Source organism: Mycobacterium sp., from assembly GCF_052143115.1.
GTDB lineage: Bacteria > Actinomycetota > Actinomycetes > Mycobacteriales > Mycobacteriaceae > Mycobacterium.
In genome coordinates, this window is record NZ_JBKQTQ010000132.1 from 1 (window position 1) to 13052 (window position 13052).

At 63.1% G+C, this 13052-nt stretch carries 10 protein-coding genes and 3 pseudogenes; 9 read left to right on the forward strand and 4 right to left on the reverse strand.

Translation table 11 applies throughout. The features are described 5' to 3' along the window. Positions 1 to 371, forward strand: a pseudogene (locus ACLQI9_RS14150) (type I glyceraldehyde-3-phosphate dehydrogenase); the annotation flags it as partial. 91 nt (positions 372 to 462) lie between these two features. Next, a complete protein-coding gene (locus ACLQI9_RS14155) occupies positions 463 to 1824 on the forward strand; it encodes a WS/DGAT/MGAT family O-acyltransferase (RefSeq protein WP_442380842.1) in 1362 nt (453 codons plus the stop codon). On the opposite strand, the pseudogene ACLQI9_RS14160 reads toward ACLQI9_RS14155, so the two are convergent. The 3 genes and pseudogenes from ACLQI9_RS14160 to ACLQI9_RS14170 form a co-directional block, all read right to left on the reverse strand. Then, positions 1825 to 2905 (reverse strand): annotated as a pseudogene (locus ACLQI9_RS14160) (GAF domain-containing sensor histidine kinase); the annotation flags it as partial. Between the two features lie 46 nt (positions 2906 to 2951). After that, a complete protein-coding gene (locus tag ACLQI9_RS14165) occupies positions 2952 to 5321 on the reverse strand; it encodes a phosphoketolase family protein (RefSeq protein ID WP_442391796.1) in 2370 nt (789 codons plus the stop codon). Between the two features lie 27 nt (positions 5322 to 5348). Continuing rightward, positions 5349 to 6185, reverse strand: coding sequence for an SPFH domain-containing protein (locus ACLQI9_RS14170; protein WP_442391797.1), 837 nt, complete (start codon positions 6183 to 6185; stop codon positions 5349 to 5351). A gap of 483 nt (positions 6186 to 6668) precedes the next feature. Here ACLQI9_RS14170 and ACLQI9_RS14175 point away from each other — a divergent pair, with 483 nt between their 5' ends. Continuing rightward, complete coding sequence (locus tag ACLQI9_RS14175; protein WP_442391798.1) at positions 6669 to 7469, forward strand: GAF and ANTAR domain-containing protein; 801 nt, start codon at positions 6669 to 6671, stop codon at positions 7467 to 7469. 194 nt (positions 7470 to 7663) lie between these two features. Further along, the gene (locus tag ACLQI9_RS14180) at positions 7664 to 8284 is read left to right on the forward strand and encodes a hypothetical protein (protein ID WP_442391799.1); all 621 of its coding nucleotides are present in this window, start codon (positions 7664 to 7666) and stop codon (positions 8282 to 8284) included. A 231-nt stretch (positions 8285 to 8515) separates the two neighbouring features. On the opposite strand, the gene ACLQI9_RS14185 is transcribed toward ACLQI9_RS14180, so the two are convergent. After that, a complete protein-coding gene (locus ACLQI9_RS14185) occupies positions 8516 to 8665 on the reverse strand; it encodes a putative zinc-binding metallopeptidase (protein ID WP_442383158.1) in 150 nt (49 codons plus the stop codon). Positions 8666 to 8838: 173 nt separating this feature from the next. Between ACLQI9_RS14185 and ACLQI9_RS14190 the strand changes: the two genes are divergently transcribed. The 5 genes and pseudogenes from ACLQI9_RS14190 to ACLQI9_RS14210 form a co-directional block, all read left to right on the forward strand. Further along, positions 8839 to 9303, forward strand: coding sequence for a hypothetical protein (locus ACLQI9_RS14190; protein WP_442383160.1), 465 nt, complete (start codon positions 8839 to 8841; stop codon positions 9301 to 9303). Between the two features lie 836 nt (positions 9304 to 10139). Next, on the forward strand, positions 10140 to 10319 hold the full coding sequence (locus ACLQI9_RS14195) for a DUF6131 family protein (protein ID WP_325682564.1): 180 nt from the start codon (positions 10140 to 10142) through the stop codon (positions 10317 to 10319). A 126-nt stretch (positions 10320 to 10445) separates the two neighbouring features. Beyond that, positions 10446 to 11699, forward strand: coding sequence for a fatty acid desaturase family protein (locus ACLQI9_RS14200; protein ID WP_442383162.1), 1254 nt, complete (start codon positions 10446 to 10448; stop codon positions 11697 to 11699). Between the two features lie 106 nt (positions 11700 to 11805). Beyond that, complete coding sequence (locus tag ACLQI9_RS14205; RefSeq protein ID WP_442391800.1) at positions 11806 to 12666, forward strand: alpha/beta fold hydrolase; 861 nt, start codon at positions 11806 to 11808, stop codon at positions 12664 to 12666. Between the two features lie 140 nt (positions 12667 to 12806). Next, positions 12807 to 13052: pseudogene (locus tag ACLQI9_RS14210) on the forward strand (IS256 family transposase); the annotation flags it as partial.

A 13052-nucleotide genomic window follows, 5' to 3' on the forward strand; every position in this document is an offset into this window, starting at 1 on the left:
GGGCCGCCCGCGCGATCAGCGTGGTGCTGCCCCAGCTCGAAGGCCGGCTCGACGGGTACGCGCTGCGGGTGCCGGTGCCCACCGGTTCAGCCACCGATCTCACCGTCATCGTCCGCGAGCCGGCAACCACTGAGGCGGTCAACGCCGCGTTCGCGGCCGCCGCCGACGGTGAGCTGAAGGGCTTCCTCACCTACACCGAGGATCCCATCGTCTCCTCCGACATCGTGACCGACCCGTCGTCGTGCATCTTTGACTCCGGGCTCACCAAAGTCACCGGTGACCTGGTGAAGATCGTCGGCTGGTACGACAACGAGTGGGGTTACTCCCACCGCCTCGCCGACCTGACCGGCCTGGTGGCGTCGACCCTGTGAGCCGCTTGCCTCCCATGGTGCTCCAAGATGCTGCCGGGGCACCTACACGGGGCGGATAGTGATTGAACCAAAACAACTTTGGAGGCCGCTGGTGGAGCACTTGACGACTCTTGATGCCGGCTTCCTCGAGGCCGAAGATTCCGACCGGCACGTGAGTCTGGCGATCGGCGGCCTGGCCGTCATGGAAGGGCCGGCCCCCGACCATGCCTCGCTCGTATCGGTGCTCGCCGAGCGGGTGTCCGAGATTCCCCGGTTCACGCAGGTGGTGCACACGTATCCGCTCGACCTCGCGGCGCCGGAATGGGTCGATGATCCCCAGTTCGATCTCGCCCATCATGTGCATCGAATTGCGTTGCCGCAGCCCGGCGATGATGCAGCGTTATTCCGGGTCGTCGCCGATATCATGGAACGACGCCTCGATCGAGATCGACCGTTGTGGAAAAGCTGGACTATCGAAGGACTGGCCGAGAATCGCTGGGCGGTCCTGACTAAGCTGCACCACTGCATCGCCGACGGAATCTCCGCGACGCGCCTGCTCGCGGGGCTGTGCGACGGCGCGGAAGCAGAAACGTTCGCCAACCGGATACGTGCCGCCGCCGAGTCGCCCGCGCCTCGTCCGTCCGGGCCGAGCCTGAATCCGCTGGACTGGGCTGGCGGCATCTGGCACCTTTCTAACGCCGTCACGGGTGCCGCTGCTCGCATTGCGGCCGGCGCTGTTCAAATCGTCGCCGGCATCCTGAGTCAGGCGGATTCCTCGCTGATCGGCCCGGTCAGCAATCTGCGGCGTTACAGCGCAGCCCAAGTCCTCCTTGTCGATTTGGCCATGATTTGCCATAAGTTTGACGTGACCATCAATGACGTTGCACTGGCTGCGATTACCGATAGCTTCCGGGCAATGCTGATGCACCGAGGCGAACAGCCGCAACAAAATTCGCTGCGCACATTGGTGCCGGTCTCGGTGCGGTCGGCCGACGCATCGAACCAACTCGATAATCGCGTCTCTCTCATGCTGCCATACCTTCCCATCGAGCTCGAGGATCCCGTAGAACGGCTGCAAGCGGTGCACAGCCGATTGACAAGAGTCAAGTCCGGCGGGCAACGACAGGCCGGATCTGCGTTCTTTTCGGCGGCCAACTACATCCCCTTCGCTTGGACGGCCTGGGCGGTTCGGTTGCTAACCCGGCTTCCCCAACTCGGGATCGTCGCCTTGGCAACCAACGTGCCCGGCCCCCGTCGTCGATTACGCATGATGGGCCGAGATGTGCTGCGCCTGCTACCTATCCCACCGATCGCACTTCACCTCCGCACCGGCATCGCGATGCTCAGTTACGGGGACGATCTGGTGTTCGGTATCACCGTCGACTATGACGCGGTACCCGATGTCGACGAGCTTGCTGATGGTATTGAACGTGCGGTGGCCCGATTGGTTGCGATCAGTGAAGGGGCCGGGTGATCAGGGCAGCGGTGCTGACCAGCGCAGCACGGTGCCTCCGCCGGGAGCATCCGCGATGCTGAACCCGCCGCCGGCCTGCTGCGCGCGGTGATGCAAGCCGGTCAAGCCCCTGCCGGTGATGCCGCCGGCGACGCCTCGACCGTTGTCGATAACCTCGATGCACACGTCGTCCTCGACCTTGACCGTCACCGCAAGTTTGGTCGCGCCCGCATGCCGGACAACGTTGCTGACCGCTTCGCGCACAACGGCTTCGGCGTGATCGGCGAGTGCGGCATCGACGACCGACAAGGGGCCCACGAATTGGACCGTGGTGCCCAGTTCGGATCCGCAGAACTGCGCGACTGCGTTGTCGAGCCGCTGTCGCAGCCGGGTGATGTGCGGCGGTGCGCCGTGCAGGTCGAAAATTGCGGTTCGGATCTGCTGAATGACGCCTTGAAGATCATCAATGCTGCCGGACAGTCTCTGCTGCACCTCAGTTGATCGCGCCCGCGGAATGGTCCCCTGCAGAGCCAGTTCGACCGCGAGGATCTGCTGGATCACGTGGTGGTGCAGGTCGTGGGCGATCCTGTCGCGGTCAGCGAGAATGTCGAGTTCATGCATTCGGCGCTGTGTGGACCCCAGCTGCCAGGCGAGCGCCGCCTGGTCGGTAAACGCGGCCATCATGTCGAGTTGCTCGTCGCCGAACGTCGGTGCGCCGTCGCGCCGCACCGCGACCAACACCCCGGCGACGCTATCGGTGGTGCACAGCGGAAGCACCAGCGCTGGGCCGGCATGTTGGACGCCGTCGATGGCGATGTCGAAGTTCTTCAGTCGTCGAGGGATCCGCTCCACGAAGGCCTGCCCGATCAGGGTACCGGCGAGGGAGATGGCATGGGCCGCCGGCGAGGTCATTGCAGCACCGGCGGTTTCCACGATCATCAGATCGGCCACCTCCGACGTGGGTATGTCGTGGTTGATTGCGACAGCGACCAGTGTGATTTCTGCGCCCGTCAGCTTCAGCGCTTGTTGGGCGATGGACCGATATACCGTTGCGGGCATCAGCGCCGGAGAGTAGCTCGGTTCCGACGTCACGCGTGGCTTCGCCGCTTTAACAGCAGACATGGTCATTCCGATCACCTCAGATGTCGTCATTGCGGAGGGTTCCATCTCCAGTTGCGGATTTCGGGGTGGTCTTGGCCGTGGGTGTTGATGTAGCGGGTGTGTTCGACGAGTTTGTCGGTCATGGTCTGTTTGAGGTAGTCGCCCTCCGCGCCGAGCTGGGGCAGGCGGTCGATGACGTCGCTGACCAGGTGGAAACGGTCGAGTTTGTTTTGTACCCGCATGTCGAAGGGCGTGGTGATGGTGCCTTCTTCGTTGTAGCCACGCACGTGCAGGTTGTCGTTGGTTCTGCGGTAGGTGAGTCGGTGGATCATGGTGGGATAACCATGGAAGGCGAAGATGATGTGTTTGTCGGTGGTGAACAGGGTGTCGTAGTCGCGATCGCTGAGTCCATGTGGGTGCTCGCTGGCTGACTGCAGTTTCATCAGGTCCACCACGTTGACCACGCGAATCTTCAACTCGGGCAGGTGTTCCCGCAGGATCAACACCGCGGCGAGCACTTCGAGGGTGGGGGTGTCTCCGCAGCACGCCAGGACCACATCGGGTTGGGCGCCGCGGTCGTTTCCGGCCCATTCCCAGATGCCGATGCCTTCGGTGCAGTGCACCACCGCCTCATCCATGCTCAGCCACTGCGGCATCGCGCGTTTGCCGGCGACGATCACGTTGACGTAGTGGCGGCTGCGCAGACAATGGTCGGCCACCGAGAGCAGGCAGTTGGCGTCTGGCGGCAGGTAGACCCGCACGACGTCAGCTTTCTTGTTGACGACGTGGTCCAAGAAGCCGGGGTCTTGATGAGTGAACCCGTTGTGGTCTTGCTGCCAGACATGAGAGGCCAGCACATAGTTCAGCGACGCGATGTCACGGCGCCACGGCAGTTGCGCAGTGACCTTGAGCCATTTGGCGTGCTGGTTGAACATCGAGTCGATGATGTGGATGAACGCCTCGTAGCAGTTGAACAGCCCGTGCCGGCCGGTCAGCAGATAACCCTCCAGCCACCCCTCGCTTTGGTGCTCGCTGAGCATCGAATCCAGCACACGCCCCCGCGGCGCGAGGAACTCGTCGTTGGCGACGGTGCGGGCCTCCCATTGGCGGTCGGTGACCTCGAAGACCGCGCCGAGCATGTTCGACAGGGTTTCGTCGGGGCCGAAGATCCGGAAGTTGCGCGCCTCGTCATTGAGCGCGATGACGTCGCGCAAAAAAGTGCCCAGCACGCGGGTGTCTTCAGCTTCAACCGCGCCGGGCGCGGCCACCGCGACCGCGTGGGCACGGAAGTCGGGCATCCGTAGGTCACGCAGCAACACCCCGCCGTTGGTGTGCGGGTTGGCACCCATCCGCTGTTGCCCATCCGGGGCCAGCGCAGCCAGGTCGGGCAGCAGTCGCCCGGTCTGGTCGAACAGCTCTTCGGGTTTGTAGCTGCGCATCCAGGCGTCGAGTTGCTCGACGTGCCCGGGATGGTGTTCATCGACGAGCAGCGGCACCTGGTGTGCCCGGAAGGTGCCTTCGATCTGCTGGCCGTCGACTTCTTTGGGTCCGGTCCAGCCCTTGGGGGAGCGCAGCACGATCATCGGCCACCGTTTGCGGGTGGTGTCGCCGGCGGTTCGAGCGTTGCGTTGGATCCCGTGGATGGCCTCGACCGTCTCATCGAGGACGGTGGCCATCAGCTCGTGCATGTCTTCGGGGTCCTCACCCTCGACGTAGCGCGGTTCCCAGCCGCAGCCGCGCAGGAACTGGTCCAGCTCCTCGTGTTCGATGCGGGCCAGCACGGTGGGGTTGCTGATCTTGTAGCCGTTCAGATGCAGGATCGGCAGCACCGCTCCGTCGCCGATCGGGTTGAGGAACTTGGTGGAATGCCAGGCCGTCGCCAGTGGCCCGGTCTCGGCCTCGCCGTCGCCGATCACGCACGCGACAACCAGGCCCGGGTTGTCGAAAACAGCGCCGAACGCGTGACTCAGCGAGTAGCCCAGTTCCCCGCCTTCGTGGATCGATCCCGGAGTCGTCGGTGCTACATGGCTGGAAATGCCTCCGGGAAAAGAGAATTGGGTGAACAGCTTCTTCAACCCGGGCTCGTCCTGGCTGACATCGGGATAAATCTCCGAATACGAGCCCTCGAGGTAGGTGTTGGCGACCAGGGCCGGGCCGCCGTGGCCGGGGCCGGCGACGTAGAACATGTCCAGGTCGTACTTCGTGATGACCCGGTTTAGGTGCACGTAGATGAAGTTCTGCCCCGGCGTCGTTCCCCAATGGCCGACCACCAGCGGTTTCACATCCGAGAGCGCCAGCGGACGTCTCAACAATGGATTGTCATACAGATAGATCTGGCCGACCGACAGGTAATTCGCCGCCCGCCAGTAGGCGTCCATCTTGTGCAGCAGTTCTGGTTCGAGGGTCCGGGTCGTCATTGTGGTGCTCCCTTGGTCGACTCGCATCTACCCGATTCGTGTTGACGTGTCGGCCCCATTAGCGGTGGTGACCGGTTGGGTCGGGGACGCGGCGGCCGCACTTTCTCTGGAGAGGAAGGCGCCCAGTTCACCGATCGCACTCATGAGCGGCGCCGGGAACACGATGGTGGTGTTCTTCTCCACCCCGATTTCGACAAGCGTTTGCAGGTTGCGCAGTTGCAAAGCCAACGGGTGCGCCATCATCGTGTCCGACGCCTCACCCAACGCGGCCGCGGCCATTGATTCGCCCTCCGCCGCAATAATTTTGGCTCGCTTCTCGCGCTCGGCCTCGGCTTGCCGAGCCATCGCACGTTTCATGCTGTCGGGCAACTGGATGTCTTTGAGCTCGACCAGTGTCACTTCGACACCCCATTCGAGTGTTGCGATGTCGAGGATCTTTCGGATATCGGCGTTGATGGTGTCGGTCTCCGCCAGCGCCTGGTCAAGGGTGTGCTGGCCGACGACCTTGCGCAGCGTGGTTTGCGCGATCTGGTTGATCGCGGCGTGGACGTTCTCGATGGCGATCACCGACTTCACCGCGTCGACGACCCGGAAGTAGGCGACCGCCGAAATATCTACGCTGACGTTGTCGCGGGTGATGATGCCCTGGGACTGGATCGGCATCGTCACAATCCGCAGCGAGACCTTCAACAGCCGATCGATGACCGGGATGATCACGGCCAGCCCGGGGTCCTTGACACCGACCACCTTGCCGAGGCGAAACAACACACCCTTCTCGTATTGCGTCACCACTCTGATCGACAGCGGCAACACGATCAGGCCGACAAGAACGAGCACCACAACCAGGACGATCAAGGCCTTCATCGCATGTCCTTAGTAGATATCGAGGAATCGAGGGTTTCGCCCTCAGCCGGGGATGAGGCCGTTGTTGCGCATGAGGAAGTCCGCGAGGCAACCGTCGCCGGAATCTGTTGCGCCCGCAGGTAGGTGGGTTGATGACCGCGGTACACATGGGTCACCTGGGTCACCGTCTGCTCGTTCACCGGGTCATCGAGCAGGGAAATGCCGTTGTTGGCACAGAAAGCAAGTGAAGTGGTCATGGTGACCTGACGTGCATTGGATCACCGGTTGTGAGGGTTCGGAGCCAATGCTCCTTGAGTTAAGCGGCGGACGGCTGAACTCATCCCGGACCAGCTGAAATTCTCAGCACAGGCACGACAGTGTGTTTCTGCTCCGCCGCGACCGGCGTACTATCAATTTGACAACCATCTCGTGACGCTTGCGCCACGATGGCGCTGGGCTTCGGTGTTCGATTCCCAGCTCCGCCAAGACAATTGAGCGCAGGTAATGACGGAGTTGACCGGGGACGACGGCTTACCGTTGGGGTCGCTGAGCGCGCAGCAGGCTAGCGCTGATGCCGCCTACTTGCGGGCTGGGATCGACGACCTGGCGGGCTTGGTGGCGGGCAGTCTGGGGTTGCCTGAGTTGTTGACTGAGGTGTCGACGTTCGCGGTGCACGCGATACCGGGCGCCGACGGTGCCGGGGTTACCTTGTTGCAGGTCGACCAGCTGGACAACATGGTGGAGGCGTTGGCGGCCAGCGCCCCGTTTGTCGCCGAGATCGACGAGATTCAGTACGCGACCCTCAAGGAGGGGCCCTGCATCACCGCGGCACTGGAGCGGCGCACGGTGCGGTCTGGGTCGTTGGGTGGGGAGAAGATGTGGCCGCGGTTCGGTCCCCGGGTGGGCCGCTTGGGCGTGCACAGTGCGCTGTCGCTGCCGCTGCTGCTGTCGGATCAGGTGATCGGCGCGATCAATGTCTACGCCCACGGCAAAGACGTCTTCGATGAGCACGCCGCCGAACTGGGGGAACTGTTCGCCAAACCCGCGGCAGTGGCGGTGCATAACGCCCAGGTCCTCGCGCACGCGATGGCGCTGACTGCCCAGTTGCAGAAGGCGCTGTCGACGCGCCCGGTTATCGATCAGGCGATCGGCCTGATCCGGGGACGCAGCGGGCGCAGCGCCGAGGAGGCGTTTACTCAGCTGCGGGCGATCAGCCAATCCGAACACCGCAAATTGGCTGAGGTAGCCCAACACATCGTCGATGAAGCCGTGCGCCGCGCCCGCGCCCGACGCAACCCGATCTGAGCCCGAACCACCAGGTCGGCCCGCGGCCGAACTGCCGCTGCACGGTGTAACGCGCGTAGGTTGGAGGGTGGGAAAACAGTCAACGCGACGGGTCCCGGCTTGCGTCGCGCGTTCCCCACCCTGCAGGCGGCTCGCCTGTTCGGCACCGGCAGGCTCGATCCGCGCTCGGGAGCGCCCAGCGGAGCAATCCCGTCATGAAGATCAGTGCGGCCCTGGCCGCCGATTTGGGCATCCTCACCGCCGCCCTGGATGAGCCCGGCGCCGATGTGCTGCACAGTCTGCACCAATTGGGCGTCGACGCCCAAGCGGCGGTGCCCAGCTATCTCGGTCTGAGCGTGACCTTCGACGGCAGTGATCCGCCATTCACGTTCACCACCCTCGATGACGGCACGGCCGACAATGTTCGCACCTCGCTTCGGCTCACGCCGCTGGCCCGTGTCGGTGACGGCCGGGCGGCGCCTTCGGTTGCCCTCATCCTTTACGCGGAGACGCCGGGAACATTTGTCGACCTCACCGCCGACCTGGCGTGGCTAACCGGCCGTCCGCCCAGCGACTTCGCGCTCGATCAGCACCGGAGCGTCCCCGCCGGGTCGGACGCCGGGACATCTCTGCGAGCGGCGTCGGTCATCAGCCAGGCCATCGGAGTACTCATCGGCCGCGGCTACACCCCGCGGCAAGCACATTCGAAATTGGACACCCAAGCTGATGGCGCGGGTACCGATCGATACACCACCGCGCAGTTCATCCTCGACACGCTCACAACCGAGGACCCGGCCGACGCCGAGCGCGCCGATCAGGAGCCCAACATGGGCTGAGTGTGCAAGCGCGTAAAAACCGCGCTGCGCGGTGGCTCACTCTGCCCGCGCCGTATAGCGTCAGCGATGTTGAGAAGCCAGCCAGTCCGGGACGAGGTCAGCTGTCCCCCGCTGTCCTCGATCGTGCGGATGACCTTCTCCGACAGCGTAATCTGTTCGACGAACAGGTCATGCCATATGCGAACACCTTCGCCTCCGGCCTGAAAGAACTGAATTGTGCTAGGGGCCAAGTCAACCAAACCACACTGGGAAATCGACCAGCGGTGTCTGCAAGTAGTGCGCGAACATCTCGGTCCAGTCCTCGATGGGGTGCGTGGTGGCATATGGCGAGACCTGGGATCCGGCCAGTGTTACCGTGGCGTCCACAATATTAGGTGCCACCGCTAACCCCTCGCTGACGCATCCGCGCCGGTGTGGCAAGCGCTAGGGGTTTGTCAACTGCAACTGGGCGGCGAGCAGACTCGTGCCACTGAGCGGTTGGGTCCACTCGCGCCGATGGCGGTCAGCAGTTCACAATGAGTCCGGGTCGGTGACATGCCGATGAGAGGGACTGAATGATCGACAAAGAACAAGCGCAGCACATGACAGATGTTGCCGGCGAGTGCAATCGGCTCAACGAGATATCGCAACCACTGGGGTATGCGGTCACCGCGACCACCAGCCTCGAGGACCAATCCACGCAGCAGTTTACGGTTCATCGGCTAGACCAGACCGTCGCCAGCGGCCCCAAGTTCGCAACCACCGAGGAGGTTCGTGCTCACTTCGAGGCAATCGCGAAGCTACCACTCTGGCGACTGGATCTCGTGAACAACAGCGCGATCGTCTTCGATCCAGCGGAGCTCGAGGTCACCGATGCCACCACCGGACAGAGCTTCAGCTTTAGGGGCTGGGGCTTGGGAGTCGCACAACTCGCGGCAAGGGGCGAGGGCCCAGGCGCTCAGGAGGGGGTAACGAATCTAACTGTCTATTCTGAGGATCCCCCAACTATCGGGAATTGGTACAAGTCAGACGTCGGGTGATAGTGCGCGACCGACTCACCGACATTTCGCACCCAGGCTAATCTGTTGCGGGCCAAGACAGGTCATTACCGCCCGGAGCGGCCAGCGTGTCGATGACCATCTCGCGTACCATCGGGCCCCTCACCTACTGGTTGCGCGTACCCACAGCCAGGAGCAGGGACAGATAGCCGATTTTCGGGTGTGAAGACCCGCACAGCCGTGTCCTTGTTCGCGATCTCCGCCGCCTGCCGGAGGAGATCCGGGTAGTCGCGCGAGTCATTGAGCCCCACCGGGGCCCGCGCCCGGGTCTCCCGCGACACCGAACGCTGCCAGGCCCTTACCACCTGGCTGCACACGTACAATCACCACGGCCACACCGGACTCGGCGGCCAGCCACCACTACCCGTGTGGGTGACCTCTCAGGTCAGAATCTCGCCGGGGGTACCCGACAGGTGTAAAGTTGTTGTTGCTGAGCCCTTCAGCCAGTCCGGAAAGAGTTTTGGCTGTACGCCGCCGAACTTGATGAGCATTTGCTCGCGCCGCACATTTTGACATCTACCCGTTGCATTCGAGACAGCATGCGCATTTCGCTCATTCGTCGTTAGCCCGGAATTCGGCGGACCACCAACTCCGCGTTCACCCAACCCGTGCACGTCGGTTTGTCGACCACCTGACCGGCGACCGAGCGAGAAAACAACCGTGCCAATGACGCCGGGTACACCCGGCCGTGCACCGAAGGACGCAACGATCAGCCGAGGGCAACGCCAAACCGGCGGCGGGCCAAGTTAAATGACGCGTTCAATCACTGACCCGGGCAATCCTCCTCCAAACATCCACACAGAAACTAGGTAAATGTCATGATCGGCCTCGGAATCCTCCTTATCGTCCTCGGGCTCCTCCTCCCTGCCCTCATCCCTACCTTCGCCTACGCCCATATTTGCTTGGTCATCGGGGTCATCCTCCTCGTCGTCGGCCTGCTACTGATGGTGATGGGACGGATGGGACACGCCGTCGGCGGCCGCCGCCACTACTACTGACCGGCCCGATGTACTCCCCGGCTCGGCTAGCAGTGGCTGACCGAGCCGGGTGTGGTGGGTTGCGGTTTTCGTTGGCGATTAACGCCGGCAGCCCGAGTTATGAACCCGAAAGAAAGGAGGATAACGATGGCGATCACAGACGTTCCGGCCTTTGCTCACCTGACCGACGCCGACATCGACAACTTGGCCGTTGAGCTGGACGCGATCCGGCTGGACATCGAGGATTCCCGTGGCGAGCGCGACGCGCGCTACATCCGCCGCACCATCGCCGCGCAACGTGCTCTGGATGTCGCTGGCCGGCTCATGCTGGCCGCGAGCTCAAGACGCTCGGCATGGTGGGCGGGAACGGTGACGCTCGGTCTGGCCAAGATCGTCGAGAACATGGAGATCGGCCACAACGTCATGCACGGCCAGTGGGACTGGATGAACGATCCCGAGATCCACTCCTCGACGTGGGAGTGGGACATGAGCGGCGTGTCCAAGCACTGGCGATCCACCCACAACTTTCAGCACCACAAGTACACCAACATCCTCGGCATGGACGACGACGTGGGCTACAGCACCCTGCGGGTCACCCGTGACCAGCCGTGGGAGCCCGCCCACATCGGCAACCTGCTGTTCAACACCATCCTCGCGCTCGGATTCGAGTGGGGAATTGGCTTGCAGCCCATCGAATTCGGCAAAATCCTCAAGGGCGGCTCGGACCGCGAAACCACCCTCCTGCAGATCCGCGAATTCTCGGCCAAGGCCGGAAGGCAGCTCGTCAAGGACTACGTCGCGTTCCCGGCGCTTACCTCGCTGTCGCCGGCGGCGACCTATAAATCGACGCTGAAGGCCAACGTGGTGGCCAACGTGATCCGCAACATCTGGGCCAACGCGGTGATCTTCTGTGGGCATTTCCCCGACGGGGCAGAGAAATTCACCAAGACCGACATGATCGGCGAAACCCGGGGTCAGTGGTATCTGCGACAGATGCTGGGCAGCGCCAACTTTGAGGCCGGGCCGGCGATGCGGTTCATGAGCGGCAACCTGTGCCACCAGATCGAGCACCATCTCTACCCCGATCTGCCCAGCAACCGGCTGCACGAGATCTCGGTCCGGGTCAAGCAGGTCTGCGACAAATACGACCTCCCGTACACCACGGGTTCGTTCCTGATGCAGTACGGCAAGACGTGGCGCACCATCGCCAAACTGTCGCTGCCGGACCGCTGCTTGCGCGCCACCGCCGATGACGCTCCGGAGACCCGCAGCGAGCGGATGTTCACCGAACTGGAGCCCGGTTTCGCCGGGACCGACCTAGCGACGGGGCGCCGCCGCGGCCTCAAGACAGCGATCGCCGCGGTCCGCCAATGGCGTCGCGACCAGCGCAGACGACCGTGATCTACTGGCCAGTAACCTACGGGACCGTAGGTTACGTTATAATCGATTAATAGTCGGGTCGGCATGCCGGAACACCGTTGGATGGAGACCAATTCACGTGACCGAGATGAACTATCTCGATCTGCACGGTGAGCGTATTGCCTATCGGGACGCAGGTGCCGGCGAGGCGCTGCTGTTGATTCATGGCATGGCGGGAACTTCGGCGACCTGGCGGGCGGTCATCCCTGAGTTGTCGAAAAAGTATCGGGTGGTGGCACCGGACCTGTTGGGACACGGTGAATCAGCCAAGCCGCGCGGTGACTATTCGCTGGGTGCGTTCGCGGCGTCGCTGCGTGATCTGCTCGATGAACTAGGCATCAGCCGGGCGACCGTGGTCGGTCAATCACTTGGTGGCGGTGTGGCCATGCAGTTCACCTATCAACATCGCGACTACTGCCAGCGATTGGTTCTCATCAGCAGCGGTGGCCTCGGCCCCGACCTGAGCTGGATATTGCGGATCCTCTCGGCACCCGGAACCGAGCTGGTGCTGCCGGTGGTCGCGCCGCAACCGGTTTTGAACATCGGCAACAAGCTGGGGTCGTGGCTCACGTCGGCCGGAATCCAGTCGCCGCGCGCGGGCGAGATATGGAACGCCTATTCCTCGTTGTCGGATCGCCAGACACGCCAGGCGTTCCTGCGTACATTGCGCTCGGTGGTGGATTACCGCGGCCAGGCGGTCAGTGCGCTCAGCAAGATACATCTAAGTTATGGATTACCCACCCTGCTGATTTGGGGTGAGCAGGACCGGATCATTCCTGTCGCCCACGGCTACGCCGCTCACGACGCCGTGCCGGGTAGCCGACTTGAGGTGCTCGCCGGTGTCGGGCACTTCCCGCATGTCGAGGCCCCGACAGCCGTGGTGGACATCCTTGACGACTTCATCGCAACGACCGGCCGGCATGCCGACCTGGCGAATCGAAAAACCTGATTTGTCACAACAGTTCGCTCACCCATCGACGCCATCGTCGCCGCGCTTCCGATTCGCTTGGACTGAAGATCTCCCCACGCACTCCGAAGGCCAAGCACCCAACTGGCGCGGCAGCGAGCAATGATCAGAACCTGTGGATGAGCCCGATCGAAAGTACTTTTGCCACCGTGCGGTTGCGGACCAAGGTCACCAAGGGTCCCGGTTCGCGTGCCGCCGGAATTGCCATGGCCTACAAGCTGATCGACGCGGCACAAGCCCGCTGGCGGGCCGTCAACACCCCACACCTGGTTGCCCTCGTCCGTGCCGGGGCCGTCTTCCACAAAGGCAAACTACTCGAACGACCCATCGACATCACACCCGCCGAACCATCGACGGCCGAACCTCAA